This is a genomic window from uncultured Roseovarius sp., from assembly GCF_963972555.1.
In the GTDB taxonomy this organism is placed as follows: Bacteria; Pseudomonadota; Alphaproteobacteria; order Rhodobacterales; family Rhodobacteraceae; genus Roseovarius; species Roseovarius mucosus.
This window is the reverse complement of sequence record NZ_CAXAUM010000023.1, coordinates 21,444-46,545: the sequence shown is the minus strand read 5'-3', so window position 1 is coordinate 46,545 and position 25,102 is coordinate 21,444. Positions and strand designations below refer to the sequence as shown.

The 25,102-nt window shown below is 62.4% G+C and carries 19 protein-coding genes and 1 tRNA gene; 16 read left to right on the top strand and 4 right to left on the bottom strand.

Going from position 1 to position 25,102, the window contains the following annotated elements; translation table 11 throughout:
• Positions 1 to 365 precede the first annotated feature (365 nt).
• The 9 genes from AACZ65_RS16750 to AACZ65_RS16710 all read left to right on the top strand — a co-directional run bounded on the left by AACZ65_RS16750 (position 366) and on the right by AACZ65_RS16710 (position 11,920).
• Entirely contained in the window at positions 366 to 2,075 is a 1,710-nt protein-coding gene (locus AACZ65_RS16750) for a BCCT family transporter (RefSeq protein ID WP_339672774.1), read from the top strand.
• 94 nt (positions 2,076 to 2,169) lie between these two features.
• Positions 2,170 to 3,390 (top strand): aminotransferase class V-fold PLP-dependent enzyme, encoded by a 1,221-nt coding sequence (locus tag AACZ65_RS16745; protein WP_339672772.1) that lies wholly within the window; start codon positions 2,170 to 2,172, stop codon positions 3,388 to 3,390.
• Between the two features lie 48 nt (positions 3,391 to 3,438).
• Positions 3,439 to 4,860, top strand: coding sequence for a deoxyribodipyrimidine photo-lyase (locus tag AACZ65_RS16740; RefSeq protein ID WP_339672770.1), 1,422 nt, complete (start codon positions 3,439 to 3,441; stop codon positions 4,858 to 4,860).
• A gap of 66 nt (positions 4,861 to 4,926) precedes the next feature.
• Positions 4,927 to 6,135 carry a cyclopropane-fatty-acyl-phospholipid synthase family protein gene (locus tag AACZ65_RS16735; RefSeq protein WP_339672787.1) on the top strand — a complete coding sequence of 403 codons (1,209 nt, stop codon included), beginning with the start codon at positions 4,927 to 4,929 and terminating at the stop codon, positions 6,133 to 6,135.
• Entirely contained in the window at positions 6,136 to 6,594 is a 459-nt protein-coding gene (locus AACZ65_RS16730; RefSeq protein WP_052115403.1) for a TrgA family protein, read from the top strand.
• Complete coding sequence (locus AACZ65_RS16725; RefSeq protein WP_339672765.1) at positions 6,570 to 7,691, top strand: NUDIX domain-containing protein; 1,122 nt, start codon at positions 6,570 to 6,572, stop codon at positions 7,689 to 7,691. The genes AACZ65_RS16730 and AACZ65_RS16725 overlap by 25 nt, the downstream gene beginning before the upstream one ends.
• 58 nt (positions 7,692 to 7,749) lie before the next feature.
• Positions 7,750 to 8,781 carry a cysteine synthase A gene (locus AACZ65_RS16720; protein WP_339672763.1) on the top strand — a complete coding sequence of 344 codons (1,032 nt, stop codon included), beginning with the start codon at positions 7,750 to 7,752 and terminating at the stop codon, positions 8,779 to 8,781.
• A gap of 5 nt (positions 8,782 to 8,786) precedes the next feature.
• Positions 8,787 to 11,204 carry a DUF3772 domain-containing protein gene (locus tag AACZ65_RS16715; RefSeq protein WP_339672761.1) on the top strand — a complete coding sequence of 806 codons (2,418 nt, stop codon included), beginning with the start codon at positions 8,787 to 8,789 and terminating at the stop codon, positions 11,202 to 11,204.
• Positions 11,201 to 11,920, top strand: a complete 720-nt coding sequence (locus AACZ65_RS16710) for an alanyl-tRNA editing protein (RefSeq protein WP_339672759.1) — start codon at positions 11,201 to 11,203, stop codon at positions 11,918 to 11,920. Before AACZ65_RS16715 ends, AACZ65_RS16710 begins: the two co-directional genes overlap by 4 nt.
• Before the next feature lie 6 nt (positions 11,921 to 11,926).
• Here AACZ65_RS16710 and AACZ65_RS16705 read toward each other — a convergent pair whose 3' ends face one another.
• The 4 genes from AACZ65_RS16705 to AACZ65_RS16690 form a co-directional block, all read right to left on the bottom strand.
• A complete protein-coding gene (locus tag AACZ65_RS16705; RefSeq protein ID WP_339672757.1) occupies positions 11,927 to 12,607 on the bottom strand; it encodes an amino acid racemase in 681 nt (226 codons plus the stop codon).
• Positions 12,608 to 12,616: 9 nt separating this feature from the next.
• On the bottom strand, positions 12,617 to 13,912 hold the full coding sequence (gene hisD / locus AACZ65_RS16700) for a histidinol dehydrogenase (protein WP_339672755.1): 1,296 nt from the start codon (positions 13,910 to 13,912) through the stop codon (positions 12,617 to 12,619).
• 126 nt (positions 13,913 to 14,038) lie between these two features.
• Entirely contained in the window at positions 14,039 to 15,163 is a 1,125-nt protein-coding gene (locus AACZ65_RS16695) for an AI-2E family transporter (RefSeq protein WP_339672753.1), read from the bottom strand.
• 129 nt (positions 15,164 to 15,292) lie between these two features.
• A complete protein-coding gene (locus AACZ65_RS16690; RefSeq protein WP_339672751.1) occupies positions 15,293 to 16,903 on the bottom strand; it encodes a GMC family oxidoreductase N-terminal domain-containing protein in 1,611 nt (536 codons plus the stop codon).
• A 201-nt stretch (positions 16,904 to 17,104) separates the two neighbouring features.
• On the opposite strand from AACZ65_RS16690, the gene AACZ65_RS16685 reads away from it, so the two are divergent.
• The 7 genes from AACZ65_RS16685 (at position 17,105) to AACZ65_RS16655 (ending at position 25,060) form a co-directional block, all read left to right on the top strand.
• Positions 17,105 to 17,194, top strand: a tRNA-Ser gene (locus AACZ65_RS16685).
• A gap of 831 nt (positions 17,195 to 18,025) precedes the next feature.
• Positions 18,026 to 19,831 (top strand): fatty acyl-AMP ligase, encoded by a 1,806-nt coding sequence (locus tag AACZ65_RS16680; RefSeq protein WP_339672749.1) that lies wholly within the window; start codon positions 18,026 to 18,028, stop codon positions 19,829 to 19,831.
• Positions 19,828 to 20,787 carry an NAD(P)-dependent oxidoreductase gene (locus AACZ65_RS16675; RefSeq protein WP_339672747.1) on the top strand — a complete coding sequence of 320 codons (960 nt, stop codon included), beginning with the start codon at positions 19,828 to 19,830 and terminating at the stop codon, positions 20,785 to 20,787. Before AACZ65_RS16680 ends, AACZ65_RS16675 begins: the two co-directional genes overlap by 4 nt.
• A complete protein-coding gene (locus AACZ65_RS16670) occupies positions 20,777 to 21,043 on the top strand; it encodes an acyl carrier protein (protein WP_339672744.1) in 267 nt (88 codons plus the stop codon). The genes AACZ65_RS16675 and AACZ65_RS16670 overlap by 11 nt, the downstream gene beginning before the upstream one ends.
• Positions 21,040 to 22,254, top strand: coding sequence for an aminotransferase class I/II-fold pyridoxal phosphate-dependent enzyme (locus tag AACZ65_RS16665; RefSeq protein ID WP_339672741.1), 1,215 nt, complete (start codon positions 21,040 to 21,042; stop codon positions 22,252 to 22,254). The genes AACZ65_RS16670 and AACZ65_RS16665 overlap by 4 nt, the downstream gene beginning before the upstream one ends.
• A gap of 54 nt (positions 22,255 to 22,308) precedes the next feature.
• Positions 22,309 to 23,271, top strand: a complete 963-nt coding sequence (locus tag AACZ65_RS16660; RefSeq protein WP_339672739.1) for a metallophosphoesterase — start codon at positions 22,309 to 22,311, stop codon at positions 23,269 to 23,271.
• Between the two features lie 73 nt (positions 23,272 to 23,344).
• Positions 23,345 to 25,060 (top strand): ABC transporter ATP-binding protein, encoded by a 1,716-nt coding sequence (locus AACZ65_RS16655; RefSeq protein WP_339672737.1) that lies wholly within the window; start codon positions 23,345 to 23,347, stop codon positions 25,058 to 25,060.
• Positions 25,061 to 25,102 lie beyond the last annotated feature (42 nt).

Here is a 25,102-nt window from a genome sequence, read left to right as displayed (position 1 = left end):
CCACTGACCGGTGGAAATGGGGCGGTTGGGGCGTTGGGTTCAACTGGATTGATCCGCTGCGCAACGAAACTGAAGTTGGGTTTGCTGGAAACGCGCGCCGGCGAATCTCTGGAGATTTGTATTTTTACGACATTTTAATCGTCGCAAACGTGACGTCTCTCCGTCATCAGGTTGCAGATTCGGGCGGTTTCTTGCTAAAAGGGTAAGGGCGGCCCGGGCCTTTGAGGTCCGGTGCGCCTTTCGATGCGTCGTCCGCCCCTGTTGGCGCAAGACCCTGGAACGCCGCGACATGCCGCAACAGAGCGGCAACGATGTCCTGTGATTGGGACGTGACGGGCGGCAGAAAAACAAGAAAAGGAGGCCAGATGGCCGACGAGACAACCAACCAAGGCATACCCGCGCCCGAAGGGCAATCTGACCTGATCGAGACCGGATACGAAATCGGGCAGGATAATGTGCAACCTCAGGTGGGGCCTTTTGGCCTGGACATTCATAACCCGGTGTTTTTCATCTCGGGTCTCAGCATTGTGATTTTCGTATTTTATGCATTGGCCCTGCCGGATCAGGCGGCGTCGGTGTTTGACTGGCTCTTTGCGGCGGTAACGAAAGGCTTTGATTGGTTTTTCCTGAGCGCCGCCAATGTCTTTGTGCTGTTCTGCCTCTTTCTGATTGTCAGTCCTTTTGGCCGGGTGCGCCTTGGTGGGGATGAGGCCACACCGGACTACAGCTATCTGGGCTGGTTTGCGATGCTGTTTGCGGCGGGCATGGGCATTGGTCTCATGTTCTTTGGCGTGTCCGAGCCGATGAGCCATTTCTCAAGCGCCTTGGGCGGCACGGCGATGGAGGGCGGCATACGCAGCGATTGGGCACCACTTGGGGCCGCTGGCGGTGATCCGGAGGCCGCCTCGCGTCTTGGGATGGCGGCGACGATCTTTCACTGGGGGCTGCATCCTTGGGCGATCTATGCGGTGGTGGCGCTGGCACTGGCGCTCTTCAGCTATAACAAGGGGCTGCCGCTCACGCTGCGGTCGGCCTTCTATCCGATCTTGGGCGAACGCGTGTGGGGCTGGTGGGGCCATGTGATCGACACGCTTGCGGTTTTTGCCACGCTCTTTGGTCTGGCCACCTCTCTTGGGTTTGGAGCGGAACAGGCGGCCTCGGGGCTGACGTTTCTCTATGGCTCTGGGGATGCCGCCGAGGGCACGCGCGCCTTTATGGGCATTGCCTACGGCAATAGCGAGGAAAGCGGCGTCGAGAACTCCAGCCTGCTCTTGGTGCTGCTGATTTCCGGCATCACGGCGATTGCGTTGGTGTCGGTGGTGCGCGGCCTTGATGGTGGGGTCAAGGTGCTGTCGGAGATCAACATGGGCTTGGCGGCACTGCTGCTGCTGTTCGTGTTCTTCGTAGGCGGGCCGATTTTCCTGCTGACATTCTTCTTTGACAGCCTCTGGGCCTATCTGCAAAATCTCGTGGCTCTGTCCAATCCCTTTGGACGCGAGGATACGAACTTCATGCAGGGCTGGACCGCGTTTTACTGGGCGTGGTGGATCAGTTGGTCGCCTTTTGTGGGTATGTTCATCGCCCGTGTCAGCCGGGGCCGCACGGTGCGGGAATTCGTGATCTGTGTGCTGCTCATTCCATCGCTGGTCTGTGTGTTGTGGATGAGCGTGTTTGGCGGCACCGCGCTTAATCAGGTGATTGCCGGTGGCTACGAGGCGGCCCAGAACGCGCCGCTTGAGCTGAAGCTGTTCCAGATGCTCGATCCGTTGCCCTTGGCGACGATAACCTCGACTATCGGGATTATCCTTGTGGTGGTGTTCTTTGTCACCTCGTCGGATTCAGGATCGCTGGTGATCGACACGATCACGGCGGGTGGCAAGGTGGATGCGCCGGTGCCCCAGCGGGTATTCTGGTGCATCTTTGAGGGGGCCGTCGCGATTGTTCTCTTGATCGGCGGGGGTTTGGCCGCGCTTCAGTCGGCGGTGATCTCCACCGGCTTGCCGTTTACGCTGGTGCTCTTGGTCATGTGTTGGGCGATCTTTCGCGGCTTGCAGAGCGAAATGAAAAGCCTCTGACCTTCCCGTGACTGTCATCTTGAGGCCCTCCGGCGCTTGCGCGTCGGGGGGCTTTGCTGTTTTGTGGCGACCAAAAGGGACAATGGGGACAAGTATGACACTCGACACTGATTTCGTGCGTGCGCAATTTCCGGCCTTTGCCGAACCAAGCCTTGCGGGGCAGGCCTTTTTCGAGAACGCGGGCGGCTCGTATACCTGCGCCACGGTGATCGCGCGGCTGGAGCGGTATTACCGCCAGCGCAAGGTACAGCCCTATGCGCCCTATGAGGCCAGCCAACTGGCCGGGGCCGAGATGGACGAGGCGCGGTCGCGGCTGGCGGCGATGATGGGGGTGGCCGCGGATGAACTGAGTTTCGGGCCGTCCACGACGCAGAACACCTATGTTCTGGCGCAAGCGTTCCGGCAGTGGATGGAGCCGGGTGATGCGATCATCGTCACCAATCAGGATCACGAGGCAAATTCCGGGCCGTGGCGGCGATTGGCCGATGCGGGATTCGAGGTGCGCGAGTGGAAGATCAATCCCGAGAGTGGCTTGCTCGATCCCGCGGATCTGGAAAACCTGCTCGATGACCGGGTGCGGCTGGTGTGTTTCCCGCATTGCTCCAATGTCGTCGGCGCGATCAACCCGGTGGTCGAGATCACAGCGCTGGCCCATGCCGCCGGTGCCTTTGTCTGTGTCGATGGGGTCAGTTATGCGCCACATGGCCTGCCGGATGTGGGGGGGATGGGGCCGGATATTTACCTCTTTTCCGCCTACAAGACCTATGGCCCGCATCAGGGCATCATGGTGATCCGGCGGGAATTGGGCAATCTCTTGCCCAATCAGGCGCATTATTTCAACGCGGGCACGCTCTATAAGCGGTTTACGCCCGCTGGTCCGGATCATGCGCAGGTGGCGGCGAGCGCGGGCATGGCTGACTACATCGACGATCTGGCGGCGCATCATGGGATCACGGGCGATGCCGTGACACGGGCCGCGGGGGTGCATGACCTCATGCGCGGACATGAAACGGCGCTTTTGCAGCCGCTTTTGGATTTTCTCAAGGATCGCAATTCCGCGCGGCTGATCGGTCCCGTTGAGGCCGAACAGAAAGCGCCTACGGTGGCGGTTTCGCTCAACCGGCCCGGTGCCGAGGCGGCGGCGCAACTGGCGCAGCATGGGATCATGGCGGGGGGCGGCGATTTCTACGCGGTGCGGCCTCTGACCGCGATGGGCGTGGATCCCGAGCGCGGGGTGTTGCGTCTGAGTTTCGTGCATTACACGTCCAGCGCCGAGGTGGACAAACTCTTGACCGCACTTGATGATATTCTTTGATCCGCCCGCGCCCCCGGCCCGTATTGCAGGGAAAGACTGGGGCAGGGGATGACGGATATAACACCATCAATCATATGGTTCAGGCGCGATTTGCGTCTGGCCGACAACCCGGCACTTTGTGCGGCGCTCGCGGGCGGCCGCCCTGTGATCCCTGTTTTCATCCATGATGAGAGCGTCGAGAGCCTAGGTGCCGCGCCAAAATGGCGCCTGGGTCTGTCGCTGGCCTCTCTGGCGCGAGACCTCGAGGCGGTGGGGAGCCGTCTCATCCTGCGGCGCGGCACGGCGCTGGAGGTTTTGCGCACGCTGGTGGCCGAGACCGGGGCAGGGGCGATGCATTGGTCGCGGCTCTATGATCCGCAGGCGATTACACGCGACAAGGCGGTTAAATCCGCGCTGCGCGAGGCAGGGGTGGACGCACAGAGCCATGCCGGCCATGTGATGTTTGAACCTTGGACGGTCGAGACCAAGACCGGTGGATTCTACCGCGTCTATTCTCCCATGTGGCGTGCGGTGAAGGATCGCGAGGTTGCATCGCCCCTTTCAGCACCGTCGCGTATTCCTGCCCCGGAAACATGGCCTGTCTCTGACGCTCTGGACGATTGGCGGATGGGTGCGGCCATGCGGCGCGGGGCCGAAGTATGTCTGCCCTATCAGCGTGTGGGCGAGGCGGCGGCCATGGATCGCCTTCACGCCTTTGCCGACGGGGCCATTGCGGACTATAAAGATGCGCGCAATTTTCCAGCGGTGGATGCTACTTCCAACCTCTCGGAAAACCTGACGTACGGGGAGGTTTCGCCCCGGCAATGTTGGCATGCCGGACAGAGGGCTTTGCATGCTGGGGCGCAAGGCGCGGAACATTGGCTCAAGGAGTTGGTCTGGCGCGAGTTTGCCTATCATCTCATGTATCATACCCCGCATATCCTGAGCGGCAATTGGCGGACCGATTGGGATGCGTTCCCTTGGTCCGAGGATGAAGAGCACCCGGAGGTGATTGCGTGGAAGCAGGGTCGCACCGGCGAGCCCTTTGTCGATGCCGCCATGCGCGAGATGTATGTGACCGGCAAGATGCACAACCGTGCGCGGATGATTGTGGCATCCTACCTGACCAAGCACCTCATGACCCACTGGAAAATCGGTCTTGCGTGGTTCGCCGACTGTCTCACCGATTGGGACCCGGCGTCGAACGCAATGGGCTGGCAATGGGCGGCAGGCAGTGGCCCGGATGCCGCGCCGTATTTCCGGGTGTTCAACCCAGAGACGCAGCTGGACAAGTTCGATCCCAAAGGCGCCTATACCCGCCGCTGGATCGCCGAGGGGCAACACACCCCGCCCGCCACCGCGCTCGACTATTTCGAGGCAATCCCACGGCACTGGGGGCTCGACCCTGCGATGACCTATCCGGGGCGGGTTGTTGATCTGGCAAGAGGGCGGCAGCGCGCGCTTGACGCCTATGAAGCGCGGGGCTTTTGACGCATGACCATAATGACCGCAAGAACGGCGCGGGGCGCGCCACAGAACGAAAGAGGGACCGAGCGGATGATCCTGACCGACACCACCGGCCAGACGGGCCTGCCGCGCTATTTCGCCCGCTGCTTTGGAGTGGCCCGCAATATCGACGCCGGACGGCTTGATATCCGCCTGCCCGATGGTCGCGTGTTTCGCGCAGAGGGACAGCGCCCCGGCCCGGTCGCCGTGCTGGACATCCACGATCCCGAGGTCTTTGCTCGGCTGGTGCGCGAGGGCTATCTTGGGTTTTGCGAGGCGTATCTCGATGGGGACTGGTCCACGCCCGATTTGCAGGCGTTCATGGACCTGCTCAACGATGACAATGACGGGATCTACAACGGCTATCCCGGTCAGCGCGTGGCGCAGGTCTACGAGCGCATCCGCTTTTGGTTCAAGCGCAATTCTAAAACACAGGCGCGGCGCAACATCAGCTATCATTATGACCTCGGGAATGAGTTCTACAGCCTCTGGCTGGATGAAACTATGACCTATTCAAGCGCCATCTTTCAGACCGGCCAGAACAGTCTCGAACAGGCGCAGATCGCCAAATACGCCAGCATGGTCGATCAGATGGGGGTGAAACCCGGCGATCATGTGCTGGAAATCGGCTGTGGCTGGGGGGGCTTTGCCGAGTATGCCGCCAAGGAACGCGGCCTGCGCGTGACCGGCCTGACGATCAGCGCGGAGCAGTTGAAATATGCGCAGGACCGGATGGCGCGGGCCGGGCTGTCGGACCGCGTCACGCTCAAATTGCAGGATTATCGCGACGAGCGCGGCACCTATGACGGCATTGCCAGCATCGAGATGTTCGAGGCGGTGGGCGAACGCTATTGGCCGGTGTTTTTCAACTCCCTGCGAGAGCGGCTCAATCCCGGCGCTCTGGCCACGCTCCAGATCATAACGGTCGAGGACAAGCGGTGGGAAAGCTATCGCACCGATGTGGATTTCATCCAGAAATACATTTTTCCGGGAGGTATGTTGCCCAGCCCGACCGCGCTGCGCGCCGAGATCGAGCGGGCGGGGCTGAGCGTTGCGCGGTCTATCGAGTTTGGCGAGAGCTATAGCCAGACCCTGCGCCGCTGGCATCAGGCTTTCAACGACAAATGGGATGAAATCGCCAAAATGGGCTTTGACGAGCGGTTTCGCCGGATGTGGAATTTCTACCTGACCTCTTGCGCGGGGGCCTTCAAAGGGGGTAGTTGCGATGTGACACAGATCACCATCGCAAGGCCCGGATAGATGCCCGTTACAGATCACATGCCCACCGCCGCGCGGCTGGTCGCGGCGATCGGACTTGGTGCCTTGGGGTGGTTCGGATCAGAGCTCTTTCGCCCTCTCATGCCCGAAGATACCAACTTTGGCTGGTTCAATCAGGTCAATGTGGCCTTGGGTGCTATCTGCGGTTGGCGGGTGACGGGCCGGAGGCTGGGCTATGGCTATGCCGAAGGGTTCAGTGCGGGATTGACCGGCGTTGGCGCTTTGGTGTTTTGGGCGATTTTTGTTCAGAGCCTTAACGAGATGCTCAAGCGCGCGCTCGATAACCGATATGACGGGGTGATCGAGGGGCTGACCTCGATGTTCGAGTTGATGGTCGACTATGGCATGACGATGCTCAACGGACCGTTGATCGGCGCGTTGGTGACAGGTGGGATCGTGGTGGGCGTCGTTTCGGAATGGGTGTCGCACCGGTGGTCGTGACACCGCTGTTTCTCTACGGTCCCTTGGCTGACATCCATGTCCTGCAAGGCATCTTTTCCAGCTTCGTTGCTGCAGAGGCGCGGGCAGAGGGAATGCAGATATCCTGTGAGGATGCGCCCTTGCCCTTGACGGGGTTGCGCCGCGGAACGGGGGCTATCGATGGGCTTTTGGTGGATCACCCTTCGGCTGTGGAGGATTTGACCTTTGTGCTCCGCGCCCTTGGTCTGGGTCCGGCGGAGCCCCTTGCGGTTCATTGCCAAGGCACCACTTATGCGGCGCAGGTGTTTCCCGGCCAGCCGGGACCCCTTGCATGGGATGCCACGGCGTTGCGCGGGCGTAATGCCTCGATCCTGAAGGGGGCTATCGCAGAAATCCTGAGCCTCAAGGGCCGCGTTGCGCCTGAAGATTTCACTCACCGTCTGCCGATGATCTTGTCACGCGCCGCGGCGCAGGTGGCCGCCGCACGGTCAGCCCCGATCACGTTGCGCAGCCCGACCCATGCCGATCAGGTGATACAAGAGGCGAATGAGATCACCCACGCGGGATTCTTTCTCAGCCGCAAGTACACGCTGCGGCATCCGCGCTTTGACGGTACACAGAGCGATAGCCTTGAGCGAGAGGTGTTTGTCGCCACCGACGCATCTCTCGTGCTGCCCTATGATCCGGTCCGCGACCGTGTGCTCTTGGTGGAACAGTTCCGCATGGGCCCGTTTGGGCGCGGCGATCCTTACCCTTGGATGCTGGAGCCGGTGGCAGGGCGGATCGATGGCGGCGAGAGCCCGGAAGCGACCGCGCACCGCGAATGTCTGGAAGAGGCGGGTTTAACGCTGCGCGGGTTGGAAAAGATTTCCCAGCATTATTGTACGCCCGGTTACTCGACTGAGGTCTTTCACCTCTTTCTGGGGATTTGTGACCTGCCCGATCTGGAACAGGGGCGCGGGGGATTGGCCGCAGAGCATGAGGATATTCGCACCCATGTGATTGATTTCCCGCAGGCAATGGCGCTGGTCCAGAGTGGCGAGGCCAATAATGGGCCGCTGATCCTCTGCCTTCTGTGGCTTGAGCGTGAACGCGCAAGGCTGCGCGCATCCGCTTGAGTTCCCGTCCTCAAGCGCCTAAACCGAAGAGAACACGCTGACCACAGGAGCATGAAAGATGCGCATCGCACAGGATCTGGCCGCCGCTGTCGGGAATACACCGCTCATTCGTTTGCGCCGCGCCAGTGAGGAAACGGGATGCGACATCCTTGGCAAATGCGAGTTTCTCAATCCCGGACAATCGGTCAAGGACCGCGCCGCACTCTTTATCATCCGTGACGCGATTGCGCGCAGTGATCTGAAACCCGGCGGCACGATTGTCGAGGGCACGGCAGGCAATACCGGGATTGGTCTGGCGCTGGTCGGCGCCTCGCTTGGCTTCAAGACGGTGATCGTGATCCCCGAGACGCAGAGTCAGGAAAAGAAGGATATGCTGCGTCTGGCCGGTGCCGACCTGGTGCAGGTGCCTGCTGCGCCTTATTCAAATCCGAACAATTTTGTGCGCTATTCCGAGAGATTGGCAGCAGAACTTGCCAAAACAGAACCTAATGGTGTGATCTGGGCCAATCAGTTCGACAATGTGGCAAACCGTCAGGCGCATATCGAGACGACCGGCCCCGAGATCTGGGAGCAGACCGGCGGCAAGGTGGACGGCTTTATTTGCGCGGTGGGCTCTGGTGGCACGCTGGCCGGGGTCGGCATGGCGCTGCAACCCAAGGGCGTCAAGGTGGGTCTTGCCGATCCGATGGGCGCCAAGCTTTATTCCTGGTACACCAAGGGCGAGCTGGAGAGCGAAGGCTCGTCCATTGCCGAGGGGATCGGGCAGGTGCGCATCACCGCCAATCTTGACGGTTTCACGCCAGATTTCGCCTGTCAGGTGCCCGATGCCGAGGCGCTGCCGATCGTTTTCGACCTCTTGCAGCACGAGGGTCTGTGCATGGGGGCCTCGACCGGCGTCAATGTCGCCGGGGCCATTCGGATGGCGCGCGAGTTGGGGCCGGGTCATACCATCGTGACGATCCTGTGCGATTATGGAACGCGCTATCAATCCAAGCTCTTTAATCCCGAGTTCCTACGCGCCAACAACTTGCCGACACCGGATTGGCTGGATCAGGCCCCGCGCTCAATCCCCGGAGTTTTCGCAGGGTGACAAGGATGCTGCGGCAACTTTGCCTGATCCTTTGCCTGGCATTTGGCGCAGCGGTGGCGATACCCGCCATGGCCCCCGCGCAGGGGCAGCACACGCCGGACGCAGTGGATTACGTCACATGGGAAGAGCTTGCGGGTGAGGCGGATGATCTGATCGCCAATGGCGATGCGACGACTGCGGACTTGGAAAACATGCGTGCCCAAATCAATGGGTGGCGGCAACAGTTTGTCGAGATGCAGACGCTCAATTCCGCGGCAATCCGAACTGTGCGTGATCAGATTGCGGCCTTGGGGCCCGTCCCCGAGACCGGCGAAGAGGCCGAAGACATTGCGGCACAGAGGGCGGAACTGAACCGACGTCTTGCCCGATTGGAGGCGCCGGTCAAGTTGGCCGAACTGGCGCGCAGCCGCGCCGAGGGGCTGGTCACAAGCATTGACGGAGCCATTCGAGACCGCCAGACTCAGGCGTTGTTGCGGCTTGGACCCTCGCCGGTCAACCCGCTGCATTGGCCCGAGGCGGTCAAGGCGCTCTACCGTGCAGTGGATACGGTGCGGGCAGAGACAGCGACCAACTGGCAGAGCAGTTTTCGCCGTACTCGTTTTCAGAGCAACCTGCCGGGGGTGATCGTTCTTGGCCTTCTCGGCATTTTGCTGATTGCGCGGGGGCGGGTCTGGACCACGCGCTTGGCGGCGCGGGTCTTGGGGGAAACCCCGACGGCTGGCCGCCGTTTGGCCGCCTTCGCCCTATCACTGGGGGAATGGCTGCTGCCTTATTTGGGGGTCCTCGCCATCGTGGTCGGGGCGGTGCTTGCCGGGCTTTTGGGGGCCAAGGGCACGCTTGTGGTCAACGCGCTGCCCGCTGCGGCCTTTATCCTGCTGTTGGCGCGGTGGCTGACCTTGCGGGTCTTTCCACGCGACGAGCGGCAGTTGCCCTTGCTCACGCTCAGCGCGTCAGAGCGCGCGACCGGGCGGTTCTGCGGGGGCTCTCTGGGCCTTGTGGTGGCGGGTTTTGCCTATGTGCAGGATCTGGCCGATGGCTTTGACTGGTCCGAAGAAGCTCGCAACGTCCTGATCTTTCCGCTCATGGTGCTGGCCTCGCTGCTCCTGCTGCGTCTGGCACGGCTCTTGATGCGCCACAGCAAGGCGGCCGAGAACGAGCCGGAAACCGAACAGACCTTCCGCAGCAAGCTGGTGCGTATCCTTGCGCGCGCGCTGTGGGCCTTGGCGATCCTTGCGCCGCTCTTGTCTGCCGTCGGCTATATGTCCGCCGCCGAGGCCATGATGCTGCCGGCGCTTCTGTCGCTGATGATGATCGCGGCGCTCTTGTTGATCCAGCGGGTGCTGTCCGAGGTCTATATCATGCTGCGGGGCAACGCGCAGAGCATCGACGACTCGCTCTTTCCGGTGCTTTTGGGTTTTTTCCTCGTTCTGGCCTCTATCCCGATTTTCGCGCTCATCTGGGGCGCACGGCCTGCGCAACTGCAAGAGGCTTGGCTGAGCTTCACCCAAGGGATCAGTCTTGGCGGCATCACGCTGTCACCGACCGGGTTCTTGATCCTTGCGGGGGTTTTCACCCTTGGCTACCTGCTGACCCGGCTCATTCAGGGCGCGCTCAAGAATTCGATCCTGCCCAAGACCAAGCTCGATATGGGCGGGCGCAATGCCATCGTGTCAGGCGTGGGCTATGTGGGGATATTCCTCGCGGCGCTGGTGTCTATCACGGCGGCGGGGATTGACCTCAGTTCGCTGGCCATTGTTGCTGGTGCCCTGTCCGTTGGCATCGGTTTTGGTCTGCAAAACATCGTGTCCAACTTTGTCTCGGGTATCATCCTCTTGATCGAGCGGCCCATTTCCGAAGGCGACTGGATCGAGGTGGGCGGGCAGCACGGCTATGTGCGCTCGATCTCTGTCCGCTCGACCCGGATCGAGACCTTTGACCGCACCGATGTGATCGTGCCCAATGCCGATTTCGTCAGTGGCACGGTGACGAATTACACCCGCGGCAATACTGTGGGTCGGGTGATCGTGCCGGTGGGCGTGGCCTATGGCACCGATACGCGCCGGGTCGAGAAAATCCTGCGCGAGGTGGCCGAGGCACATCCGATGGTGTTGATGCAGCCGCCGCCGAACATCCTGTTTCAGAACTTCGGGGCCAGTTCGCTGGATTTCGAAATCCGTGCGATCCTGCGCGACGTCAACTGGGTGGCCAGCGTGAAATCCGACATGAACCACGAGATTGCCCGCCGCTTTGCCGAAGAGGGAATCGAGATTCCCTTCCCGCAACAGGATGTATGGTTTCGCAATGCGCCCTCTGGCGCACCTGAGCAGAAAGAGCCTGCCGCGCAGATCACAAGTCAACGCCCCGCCGCCCTGACCGAGGGCGATGTCGACGGCGACGGTGGCGGCGAGGGTGACGGACGATGACCCCCCCGCTTTTTCGGCAGGACGCCTATCGGACCGAGGCGTCCGGTATTGTCGTGGCGCATACGCCCGAGGGTGGGATCGTTCTGGACCAGACGCTCTTTTATCCCACGGGCGGTGGTCAACCGGGCGATAGCGGGCGGCTCATCTGGCAAGGGCGCAGCCTGAGCATTGCCACGGCGGTCAAGGCTGAGGGGGATCAAATCGCGCTTGTCGTGGCCGAACCGGTGCCATTGCCGCCCATCGGCGCGGCCCTGCGGCAGGCGATCGACTGGCCAAGGCGGCACCGTCTGATGCGGATGCACACGGCGCTCCATCTCTTGTCGGTCGTGATCCCGCTGCCGGTTTCAGGCGGCGCGATTGCCGAGACACGCAGCCGGCTCGATTTCGACATGCCAGAAGCGCCCGCGGATCGCGACACGCTGGAGGAGTATCTCAATCAACTGGTGGACCGGGATTTGCCCGTGACCGAGGATTGGATCACCGACGATGAATTGCGCGCCAATCCGGGGCTGGTCAAGACCATGTCGGTGGCCCCGCCCATGGGCTCTGGCCGGGTGCGTCTGGTGCGCATCGGGCAGGGGGCGGATCAGGTCGATCTGCAACCCTGCGGCGGCACCCATGTGGCGCGCACAGGAGAAATTGGGCGATTGCGGCTTGGCAAGGTCGAAAAGAAAGGCCGCCAGAACCGCCGGGTTTATCTTCACTTGGAAGATTGAGCGCGCTTAGCTCGTGGCAAAATCCGCAATGGCCTGTGTAAGGCAATCGAGGCTGTCGGTATGCGGGGCCGTTGTAGGCAGGGCATCCGTCATCAAGGACAGTTCCGTGCAGGCCACCAGCAAATGATCTGCGCCATGGGCCAAGAGCGCCTCTGCCTCTTGGGCAAGCTGCGGCTTGAGGTTTACCAGAGCCTCGCCCGCCTTGACCGCGCGGATGACGGCGAGAATTCCGCTGTCATCGGGCAAGAACACAGGCGTCAGCCCATGGGCGGCAAAGGGCGTGGCAAAGACATTGGCAAGCCGCGTGGCAGGCGAGGCCAGCATCCCGATCCGCTGAGCGCCTTGGGCGGCAAGCGCCTCTGCTGTGAGGTCCAGCATGTTGAGAAAGGGCAGGGGCGTGGCATTGGCCACGGCAGGGGCGTAGTGATGCGCGGTGTTGCAGGGCATGGCCAGCGCCTCTGCCCCCGCCGCCTGCAGGGCACGCGCCATTCGGGCCAGAACCGGACCGGGGTCCTCGCCCGTACCCTCGATCAGCGCCTTGATCCGGCTGGGCACCTGCGGGTTCTGATGCACGATCAGCGGGATGTGGTCGCTGTCATCGCGCGCGGGCACGGTGGCCAGCACCTTTTGCATCAAGAGCACGGTCGCTTCGGGGCCCATGCCCCCCAGAATGCCCACGGTTTTCATCTGGCGGTGTTATCCTGTCGAAATGGCCGCCTGAGCGATAGGCCCAAGGCGAATGTCTGCACTGCGGGCATGCCCTTCCATCCGTTCGGCCCGGCTGAGGCTGGCAGTGACGCGCGCGAGATCGGGCAGCGCGCAGGCGTCCACCTCTTGCCAGGTGACGGTTTTCAGGAACTTGTGCACCGATAGACCCCCGGTATAGCGCGCGGCGCCAGAGGTGGGCAAGACGTGGTTGGGGCCTGCCGCCTTGTCGCCAAAGGCCACAGTGGTGTTCTCGCCCAGGAAAAGCGAACCGTAGGCGCGCAGGCGTGTGCGCCACCACGGCAGATCGCGCGCCTGCACATGCAGATGCTCTGGCGCCTTGGTATCGGCATACTGCGCCATCTCTTCCGCGCTGTCGCAGAGCACCACCTCGGCCAGATCGCGCCACGCGGCCGTGGCAGCAGAGCGGTTCGGCTCTGGCAGGCTGGCGATGAGGGCAGGGACACGGGCCATCACGGCCTCGGCCAGCGGGCGATGGGTGGTGGCGAGCCATACCGGGGAATTCGCGCCATGCTCCGCCTGTCCAACCAGATCGGCGGCGACGGTTTCGGCATCCGCCGTGTCATCGGCGAGAATGAGGCTGTCGGTGGGACCTGCGAACATATCAATGCCGATAGGGCCAAAAAGCTGGCGCTTGGCTTCGGCGACATAGGCATTGCCGGGACCGACCAGAATGTCTGCGGGCGGCGCGCCAAAGAAACCAAAGGCCATGGCCGCAACCCCCTGCACCCCGCCGATGGTCAGAATGCGAGTAGCCCCGGCCAGATCCATCGCATAGAGCATGGCATCGGGAATACCCTGATCGCCGCAGGGGGGCGAAACGGCCGTGATGTCCGCGACGCCCGCCTCGCGCGCGGTGGCGATGGTCATCAGCGCCGACGCGATATGGCTATAGCGCCCACCGGGCACGTAACAGCCCGCAGCCCCCAGCGGAATCTGGCGTTGGCCTGCCCGCAGGCCGGGGCGCAATTCGATCTCCATATCCTGCGCTGTCGCGCGCTGTGCGGCGGCAAAGCGCGAGATATTGTCATGCGCCCATTGGATATCCGCCTTGAGCGTTTGCGGCACGCGGGACACGGCGGCGTCAATCTCGGCGCGGGTCACGGTGATGCCGCCCTGCCAGCCATCGAGTTGCCGCGCATATTCCAGCGCCACCTGTGCGCCCCCCGTGCGCAGCCGCGCGAGCATGATTTGAACTGTATCGGCCACGTCATGCGCGGTCTGAGGTGGCTCTCCGGGGGCGGTCTTGAGCGGGATGATGGGCATGGCGCGAACTCCTTTGCCCAAGGAATGGGGGGCGTTGCGGTCAACGGCAAGAGATTTGCCGGGGCAAGGCCCCGGTTTTTCCAGCGGCTGAAACCCGGTTTCGGAATTTCCGAAAAGGGCCGTGTGCTAGCCTCGTCTGCGCTTGGGCGCGTCGAGATCCTGATCGGTCTCGGGCAGCCCCTCGCGCGACAAGAGGACAGCGATGGCGCGAAACCCCGGCACATGGCTACAGACGATCATCAGCGCCACCATGATCGGCACCGCCAGAAACATCCCCGGGATTCCCCAGACCGCCGCCCAGAACGCGAGGCTGATAATGATGCCAAAGGAGGACACGCGCAGCGCGCGGCCCATCAGCATCGGGTCAATGATATTGCCGTTGATGAACTGAATGATCCCCACGATCAGAAAAATCACCAGTGCCGTGGTGCCATCCGCCAGCTGCACATAGGCCACCAGCGCCACCAGCACCGTCGCCACGATCGAGCCGATCGACGGGATGTAATTGAGCACGAAGGTCAGGATCCCCAGGGCACCGGCCAAATCGAGGGCAAAGAACCGCGCCACGCCATAGACCATGAGGCCGGTCACGACGCTGACCAGCGTCTTGACCAGCAGATAGTAGTTCACCCGGTGGATGATCGAACTGACGATCCGGCCCACCCGCTCGGCCTGCTTCACATCGCCAAACAGGCTTTCGAGTTTGGTTGTGAACCAGATCCGCTCGGCAAAGAGAAAACCCACGAAGAGAATGACCAGCACCGTGCCCTGCATGATGCCCCCTGCCTGACCCGCGAGGGTCCGCAGATAGCCCGCGACATCAAGGGTCGATACCGCGTTGAACACCGCCTTTTCCGCATCCGGGCCGAGCCAGGCCACCATCGCAGAGATCGCCTGCGGGGCGCGGTCGGTATAGGCGAGGGTGGTCGAGAGCACCGTGTTGATCTGCGACAGGATCACCGCCGAGAGGCTGAGCAACGCCGCCGAAATGAGCAAGAGCGCCACGATGCTGGCCAGCCAGTTGGGCACGCGCACCGGCCCGAGGTGAACCCGCGCGATGGATGTGATCGCATCCGAGGTAAGGCTGAACAGAATGATCGCCGTGGCCAGCGAGATCAGCAGGAACCGCGCCTGCACCAGCAAAAAGAGCACCACCGCAAAGGCGATGATGATTTGCGCCACGGTGCGGATGCGCTGCAGTTCCGGCGTGCTCTGGCTGGTGGGGCGCGTTTCTTGGTCTGCTGGTGTCACCGTCTGGCCTGTCTCTGATTTGGCTGGAACGCAGTATCGGGAAAATCGCGGCGGGTGACAATCGCAGAACGCTGCCTTTCGGCTATAAAATCAGGCGTTTCCAGCACCTGCCCGGATTTGCGGCGGCCCTCAGACATCCCCCAGGATCAGATCGGCGGCGCGCCAGGCCAGCATCATCGTGGGCGCGTTGGTATTGCCCGAGGTGACATTGGGAAAGACCGAGGCATCGACCACCCGCAAGCCCGTGATCCCATGCACCCGAAGGTTTGGATCGACGACGGAGCGCGCCGGATCGCTGCCCATCCGGCAGGTTCCCACCGGATGAAACACCGTGCCGCAGCGTTTGCGGAAATCGTCGAGAATGGCGTCATCGTCCATCTCGCGCAGGTCCTGATACATGGCGCTCTCGACAAGGGCGGTCAGCGCCGCCGTTGACATGATCCGCTGACAAAGCCGCCCCCCGGCGACCACCTGCGCGCGGTCCTCTGCGGTGGCCAGCGAATTGGGCTGAATAAGGGGGGGCGCCTCGGGGTTTGAGCTGCTTATGTCGATGCGTCCGCGGCTGGTGGGGCGTGAGGGCTGGAACGAGATGATAAAGCCCGGAAATGGATCGGGCCGCACCACCGAGCGTGTGCCCGCGGGCGTGGTCGTATAGGTGACGGGATTGAAATAGAGCTGTTGGTCGGGATGGTTCTGGCCGGGCTTTGAGCGGAAGTAGCCGCCGCATTGGTTGACCGAGAGCGACAGCGGGCCGCGCCGGGTGAGGGCAAAGCGCAAGGCGGCCCGCACCTTGCCCAGGAAGGGGGCGAGGTCGTTGTTCAGCGTGGGTTCGGTGGCGCGAAAGTAATAGTTGATCCCCAGATGATCCTGAAGATTGCCGCCCACATGCACGCAATCGCGCAGCGGCATGATGCCATGCTGGCGCAAGAGATCTGCCGGACCGATGCCCGAGAGCTGCAACAGGCGCGGCGAGGTGACGGCCCCGGCGCTCAGGATGATCTCGCGCCCCGCTCGCGCCACTTGCCCCTTCCCGCCCCGGCGGTAGTGCACGGCCACCGCGCGCGTGCCGTCAAATTCGATGCGGTCGACATGTGCCCCCGTCACCAGCGTCACATTGCTGCGTTTCAGCGCGGGTTTGAGACAGGCGCGCGCCGAAGAATTGCGCAATCCGCCCGCAGTGTTGATCCGGTAGATGGTTCCGCCTTCGCCGTTGGGGTCGTTGAGATCCTCGGTGCGCGGCAGGCCCAGTTCATCGAGCGCGGCAAAGTAATGCCGGTTGACCGGGTGGATCTGGTCCGAGACATCCTGCACCGTGATCGGGCCTGTCCCGCGCCGCGTGCCATCGGGGGCCACCTGTGTTTCGAGCGCATCATACGTGGCACGCACGGTTTCCCAGCCCCAGCCGGTTGCACCTGCCGCCTCCCAATCGTCGAAATCATGGGGCAGGCCGCGCGCATAGACCATGGCGTTGATCGCCCCTGACCCGCCCACCGTCTTGCCGCGTGGCCAGTAGCCGCGGCGCCCGTCGAGCGCGTCTTCGGGCTGGGCTTCGTATTTCCAGTTCAGCCGCTCATTAAAAAAGGTTTTGCCATAACCCAAGGGTAGCGCAATCCACGGGCTGCGCCCACGCCCCCCAGCCTCGAGAATCAAGACCCGGTGCCGCCCATTCGCGCTCAGCCGTTCGGCCAGAACCGAGCCCGCAGAGCCTGCGCCGACGATGATATAGTCGTGATCTGTCACGGTCTGCCTGCCTCTGCTCTTTGCTCGCGTGCCAGCGTTACAAATCCGGTTTCGTGCCGGATTGCCGGAAAACGGCAGGGCTGACAGTTTTCCGACAGAACCTTGCGGCGCGCGCGCGTCAAGCGCTTTGTTCTTTTCACCTGCTAATCTGCATTCTTCCCCTTGCAAAGCCCGGCCCCCTGCGGCTAGAACCCGCCCGATGGAGCGGTGGCCGAGTGGTCGAAGGCGCACGCCTGGAAAGTGTGTAGGCGGGGAACCGTCTCGAGGGTTCGAATCCCTCCCGCTCCGCCACAGATCAGCCCTGAGGTCATACCACGGAACCCGCAAGGGTATTTCGGGTCAGTCTAAGGTCAGAATGCTTTCTTCCGGGGGGCAGGGCCGGTACCGTGGGATTGATCGCGTTCGGCGTGCTAAGTCTGACCCGAATGCTGCATCTTGTGAAGATGTTACGACTTGGAAACCAAATGTGACATCAGGGGCAAGTTGTTGCCGATCCTGTTTTCGCGCCGCCCGGGGTGAATTCAAGCGGTTCCGCCGCACCGGCCCAAGGGCAGAAATCCTCGGGCTGCCTTGTCTCGGAGCAGGGGCGCGCGATAGGGCAGGTGGAAGAGGATTGAGGATCAAATCGCATGGGCGCCCGCCGATCGTGCAAGGGTGTCCGTGTGTGGCGCGCGCGCGTGGCTTCGGCGCGATGAGAGGCGTGCAGGCCTTGTCAGCAATGCGCTGTAATCTATTATTATTAATGAATTAATTGTGAAATCTCGCAAAGCATGCGGCGCCGGGTCACGCCCGCATCGCGCACTGAATACGATCGCAGGCAGCAGCAGGGGCACATTGGCGGGGCGTGCAACACGCGCCGCATATTGCTGCCGCATCTCGATGCTTAACCTGCACTCGAACAAAGGCGAGACTATGGCCCTGATCCCGGCCATCACGAGGGCGCAATTGGCACTGGTTGAGGCTCTCGGAGCCAAGCCAGAGCGCCTTTGCGAGGCACGGCGGCGGCTGGCCAAGTCCTTGACCTGAAACGCCAGCTTGTGCCATCAGACCGCCAAATGCCATATACTTGGTATGACAGAGGGCAAACCGACAACAGTCGGAAGCGAAACAAGGAAAAATGGGATGCAGGCGACAGGCAGTTCGCACAGTCTCGCGCTGCGGCGCGGAGAGTTCACGACGTTGATCGAGGCGCTCGACTATGCCGCCGAGGGCGACACAGGCGTCAACTTTTACAATGCGCGTGGCGAGCTTTATGCAACCTCCACCTATGCCGATTTGCAGACCGATGTGATCGCACTCGCGCAGCGGTTGCTGGGGCTTGGGCTTGAGCCGGGCGCGCGGGTTGGTCTTGTGGCCGAAACCTCGCCGCATTTCGTGCGGTTCTTCTGGGCTTGCCAATATGCCGGGCTGGTGCCGGTGCCGCTGCCGGCCACAATGCATATCGGTGGCCACGCGGGTTATGTCGCGCAGCTGCGCGGCCTGATCGAGAATTGCGGCGCGGCGGTGGCGATGGCCCCCGTGGAATGGATGAGCTTTCTGGAAGAGGCGACCACTGGCCTCACGCTGAGCTTTGTCGGCGCGCCCGAGGATTTCGACCATCTGTCGCCTTCGACCGCGACCTTGCCGACGGTAACACCGGACAGCATTGCCTATATTCAGTACACTTCCGGCAGCACCCGCTTTCCGCGCGGTGTGGTAATTGATCACAAGACCGTGCTGGCCAACATCAACGACATGGCGACCAACGGTCTCAAGATGACCGATCTGGACCGTTTCGGATCTTGGCTGCCGTTCTATCATGACATGGGTCTTGTGGCCTTTATCATGATGCCGATGGCAACACAGCGCTCTGTCGATTTCCTCGGCACGCAGGACTTTGCTATGCGTCCGCGCAAGTGGCTGGAAATGATGTCGGCCAATCGTACCACAATCACCTCCGGCCCGCCCTTCGGCTATGACCTCGCCGCGATGCGCGTGCGCCCGAGCGACGCCGCGCAATGGGACCTCAGCGCGCTGCGCGTGGCCTGTGTGGGCGCCGAAATGATCAACCCCGAGCCGCTCAAGCGTTTTGCCGAGGCGTTGGCGCCCTCGGGTTTCAAATCCACCGCATTCCTGCCTTGCTATGGCATGGCCGAATGTTCGCTGGGCATCAGCTTTGCCGGGCTCGATGAAGAGTTGCAGATTGACTATGTCGATGCCGAACAGATGCAGGAAGATAGCGTCGCCGCGCCGCTCGACCCGGAAGAGGCCCTCAAATCCAAACGCCGTGTGGCGCGTTACGTCGATTGCGGCGCGCTGCTGCCGACGTTCGAGATTTCGATCCGCGATGAGCATGGCAAGGATCTGCCCGAGCGTCAGGCCGGTGTGATCCACCTGCGCGGACCCAGTGTGATGAGCCACTACTTTCAGGAAGAGGCGATTACCCGCGAATGTCTGAGCGCGGATGGCTGGCTGGATACCGGCGATATCGGCTATCTCGCCAACGGGCGGCTCTTTGTCACTGGACGGCGCAAGGACATGATCATCATCCATGGGCGCAACATCTGGCCCGAGGATCTGGAATATCTGGCCAAGACGCAGCCGGGTGTGAACTATACCGACGCTGCTGCCTTCTCGGTGCCCTCTGAGGTGGATCAACAGGAAACCGCCGTGCTGGTGGTGCAATGCCGCGAGCGTGACGAGATCAAGCGCGCGCGTCTGGTCAAGACCATCGCGGGCCTTGTCCGATCGGAATTCGGGATCGACGTCATTGTCGAACTGGTGCCGACCCGCACGTTGCCGCGCACCTCGTCGGGTAAACTGGCGCGCGCACGGGCGCGGCTCGATTACCTTGGGCGGCGTCAGGCGGCCAAGATGCAGCATAAGGCAGAACCGGCCAATAGCCTGCCCGTGGACGAGGCGATGCCGCAGGTCCGTTACATCGCATGACCGACCCGGTGGCGGTCACGGGCGCCTCCGGCTTTGTCGGGCGCGCCCTGATCGGACAAATGCTGGAGGCGGGCCGCCCGGTGCGGGCACTGGTGCATCGTCAGGGGCTGGGAATCTCGCATCCTCTGCTGGAAACAGTGACGGGGGGGCTGTCGGATAAGGCGGCGTTGACCAAGCTTATGGCAGGCGCACAGGCGGTCGTTCATGTGGCGGGGCAGGTGCGGGGGCGCGATCTGGCGGATTTTCTGGGGGTCAATGCCGATGGCGTGACCAATGTTGCAAAGTCCGCGCAGGCGGCTGGCGTGCGCCGCGTGATCCTCATTTCCTCGCTTGCGGCACGGGAGCCGCATCTGTCGCCCTATGCTGCCAGCAAACGCGCGGGCGAGGATCGGCTGGCTGAGGTGTCTCTGAACGCAGATTTCACCTCTGCCATACTGCGCCCGCCTGCGATCTACGGCCCCGAGGACCGCGAACTTGTGCCGCTCTTTCAGACCATGGCGCGGGGCATCGTGCCATTGCCGGGTGTGGCCGGTGCACGGGCGTCACTCTTGCATGTCGATGACCTTGCGCGCGCCATCGTCAAACTTCTGGACAGCGCGGCAGAGGCTACCTATGAACTCGACGACGGGCATGAGGCAGGTTACAGCTGGGACGAGATCGCGACCATTGTCGAACGGGTTGCGGGGCGCGGGCGCGGCTGGCGCGTCAAACTGCCGGGCGGCATTTTGCGGGCGGTGGCCACAGGCAATCTGATGGCCTCAAAGATCTTGGGTTACAGCCCGATGCTCACGCCCGGCAAAGTCAATGAACTGCGCCACCCCGACTGGGTGTGCGACAACACCGAAATCAGCCGCGATACCGGATGGCAGCCGCTGGTTTCTCTGGAAAATGGGCTATCCTCGATCCTGCGCGGGACGCCGTTGAAAATTGATAGGGGCATCACCAATGTCACATGACACCCAAGACCTTGAACAGGAAATCCTCGACGTGCTGTTCGAGCGTCTGTCGAAGTTTCCGGTGAAATCCGGCGCTTTGACCGCTGAAACCAGTCTTGTCGCCGATATGAGCCTCGATTCCGTCAACATGATGGAACTGCTGATGGAGGTGGAGGACACGTTCGACGTGAGCTTTCCGCTCAACATGATGGCCAATGTCGACACGGTCCAGAACTTAGCAGATCAGATCAAACTGCTTGTGGAGAAAAAAGCATGAGCATTTCAGACCGTTTTGCCGAACTGGCGCATCTGCGCGATGCCTTGGGCGCGGAAGAGGCCGACCCCACCCGGATCGTGATGGACCGCATCCTGTCGCCGACAGAGGCGATGATCGGCAACCGCCCGACCATCCTTGTGGGCACCAACAACTATCTCGGCCTGACCTTTGATCCGGCCGTGTTGGAGGCTGCAAGCGCCGCGCTGCACGAGCAGGGCAGCGGCACGACGGGATCTCGCATGGCCAATGGCAGCTTTGCCTGCCACGCGGCGCTAGAGCGATCCTTTGCCGAGTTCTACGGCGTGCCGTCGGCCATGGTGTTTTCCACCGGCTATCAGACCAATCTGGGCCTCTTGATGGGAATCCTGCGACCGGGTGACAAGGTCGTGCTGGATAGCCATAGCCATGCCTGCATCTACGATGGATGCCGCATCAGCGGGGCCGATTTCCTTGCCTTCCGCCACAATGACCCCGAGGACCTGCGCAAGCGGTTGCGGCGCCTGGGCGAAGAGGCCAAGGGCGCGCTTGTCATTGCCGAAGGACTCTACAGCATGTTGGGCGATACCGCCCCTCTGGCCGAGCTTTGCGCCATCGCCAAGGAATACGGCGCGTGGTTCATGGTGGATGAGGCCCATTCCTTTGGCGTCTACGGCGAGCGCGGTTTGGGTCTCTGCGAAGAGGCGGGCATTCTCGATCAGGTGGATTTCATCACCGGCACCTTCTCCAAGAGCCTCGCCTCGCTGGGCGGCTTCTGCGTGAGCCGCCATCCCGAACTGCAATTGCTGCGCTACGGCAGCCGTCCCTATATCTTTACCGCCTCGCCCAGCCCTGCCAGCATCGGGGCTGCGGCTGCGGCGCTGGAGGCGATCCGCACGCGGCCCGAACTCAAGGCAAGCCTCTGGGCCAATGCCACCCGTCTGCATGATGGGCTGAGTGCGGCGGGCTATGAGTTGGCCGCACCGGTGAGCCCGGTCATCGCGGTGCGCGTGCCTTCGCGCGAAGAGGGCGCGCGGATCTGGAACGCACTGATGGAGCATGGCGTTTACGTCAACCTCGTGCTGCCGCCTGCGGCACCCGAAGGGGCCGCGCTCTTGCGGTGCAGCCTGAGCGCGGCGCATAGCTTTGACCAGATTGACGCCATCATCACGGCCTTCAAGACGGTCGCGCCCGAAGCGGCCACAGGCGGCGCTCAGAGTACGGCGGCGCAGTAAATCGGCAGGCCGGGTCCTGCCCGGCGCGCCCAACCCAAGACGGACATCAGATACATGACAGGGCAGGGGCGATCCGACCCAGAGACATGTGGCGCCCTCACGCTGGCACATCTGTCCGACCCGCATCTGCCGCTACCTGCGCCGGTGCCGTGGCAAACTGTGCTGAACAAGCGGGCGCTCAGCCTCTTGTCTTGGCACCGCAAGCGCCGACATCACCACCGGCCTGAAATCCTGGCATCGCTCATTGCCGATCTAAAGACGCATCATCCTGATATGATCGCTGTGACGGGGGATTTGACCAACCTTGGACTGGCGCAGGAATATCGCGCGGCGCGGCTCTGGCTGGAAAGCTTGGGCGAACCGGGGCGGGTGATGGTCATTCCCGGCAATCATGAGGCATTGATTGCGGGCGCGTGGGAGGCGGGTGCGCCCGAGTGGCGCCCCTATTGGCAGGGGGATGGCGCGCCTTATAGAGCGTGCGTGTCCAATGCCTTTCCAGCGCTGCGACAACGGGGGCCTTTGGCGCTCATCAGCGTCTCGAGTGCCATCGCGACTGCCCCGGCCTTGGCCAGTGGGGCGGTGGGTGCAGCGCAATTGGCACGGTTGGCCCCCATGCTGCGCGCGGCGCGCGATGCGGGCCTGTGCCGGGTGCTGATGATCCATCACCCGCCGCTTGATGGCACGGTCTCGGCGCGCAAAGCCTTGCGGGACGGGGCCGCCCTGCGCGCGGTGTTGCAGGCGGAAGGCGTTGAACTGGTGCTGCACGGTCATAGCCACCGCAGTCACCATCAAACGCTTGAAACCCGCGATGGACCTGTGCCGATCATCGGCGTACCCTCTGCCTCGTCGCGGCATCCCGAGGCGGCGGCCTATCATCTTTATCACATCCATCCCATCGCAGGGGGTTGGGAAATTGACGTTGCGGCACGAAGGCTGGGACCGGCAGGCGAGATGGAGCCGGGGCTTCGGACCCGGTTGACACTGCCACGTGCGCATGCAGATTGCGCGCCGCTATGATAGACAACACCCAAGACCTCGGCCCGGCGTATCCATCGCGCATACCGTCCTGCAAGACTATGAAAGACTGCCCATGCGTTTGATGCTGAACCTCTTTCGCGCCTATCCGATGGCCAGTTTCCTCATGGTGCTGGCGCTGTTCTTTTCGGGTCTGGCCGAAGGGTTGGGCCTGTCGGCGATGTTGCCCATGCTCAAGATCGTGCTCAATGCCGATCCCAATGCCGCCTCGACAGAGCCGCCGGGGCAAATGGAACAGATGGTGCTCGACGTGCTCAACTGGGCCGGGATTCCCGTGACCTTGGGCGCGCTGCTGATCCTGATCGTGATTGCGGCCACGTTCAAGGCGGTGCTTCTCCTGATTGCGCAGCGGCAGGTGGGCTATACAGCGGCCCGTGTCGCCACCGATCTGCGTCTACAGATCCTGCGCAACATGATGCGTAGCCGCTGGCATTTCTTTCTGCATCAACCGGCGGGCAAGCTGGCCAACACGCTGGCCACCGAGGCGCAGCGCGCGGCGGATGCCTATATGAATGGCGCAACCGCGCTCACCTTTTTCATTCAGGCGCTGGTCTATACCTCGGTTGCGTTGGTGATCTCGTGGCAAGCGACTCTGCTCAGCGTGATTGGCGGCATCGTGATCATTGGTCTGTCGCATTTTCTGGTGCGCATGACCCGCAAGGCGGGCAAGAAACAGACCGAGCTTATGGTTTCGCTCATGTCGCATCTGACCGACACGCTGCAATCGGTGAAACCGCTCAAGGCGATGGCGCGCGAACACCTGGCGGACGAACTGCTCAAGCACGAAACCAACCGCCTCAACAAGGCGCTGCGCCGTCAGGTTCTGGCCAGCGCCGCGCTCAACTCTGGTCAGGACCTGATGTTCATCATGGTCATTGCCTTTGGCGTCTATCTGGCGCTTGGCGTGCTGTCGATGGATTTCGCCATCGTGCTGATGCTGGCGGTGACGCTGGGGCGCGGATATAATTTCCTCGGCAAGGTGCAAAAGCAGTATCAAAAGATGGTGCAGAGCGAGAGCGCCTATTGGTCGCTCATCGAAACCAACCGACGTGCCGAGGCGGAGCAAGAGCATCTGGGCGGCCATGTCACGCCCGCGCTGACCCGTGGCATCACCTTGCGCGACATCGGGTTTTCCTATGATGGCAACACGGTGCTCTCTGGTCTTGACCTTGAAATCCCGGCGCATCAGATGACCACGCTTGTCGGCCCTTCCGGCTCGGGCAAGACCACGATCATCGATCTGGTGATCGGTCTCTTGCGGCCCGACGCAGGTCAAATCACCATTGACGAGCGCCCGTTCGAAGAAATCGACCTCAAGGCGTGGCGGCGGATGGTGGGCTATGTGCCGCAGGAAACCGTGCTGCTGCATGACAGCATCCTGCACAACGTCGGGCTGGGGGATCCACAGATTTCCGAGGAGCGCGTGGTGGCGGCGCTGAAACAGGCCGGGGCGTGGGATTTCGTGCAGGATCTGCCCGAGGGCATTCATACCCTCGTGGGCGAGCGTGGCGGGCGCCTGTCGGGCGGCCAACGGCAACGGGTTGCGATCGCGCGGGCATTGATCAACGGGCCGCAACTCTTGATCCTCGACGAGGCGACCAGCGCGCTTGACCCCGAGAGCGAAGCCGCGATCATCGAAACGCTGCGCGGCTTGCGGGAACAGCTAACAATCCTTGCCATCACCCACAACAGCAGCCTCTCGGATGCCGCTGATCTGGTTCACCGGCTGGAACCCGTGGCAACGGTCAGGACTGAGGCCGCTGAGATCTAGAGCGTTTTGCGCCCCACCGAAACCGCAACCGTCCCGGACTTG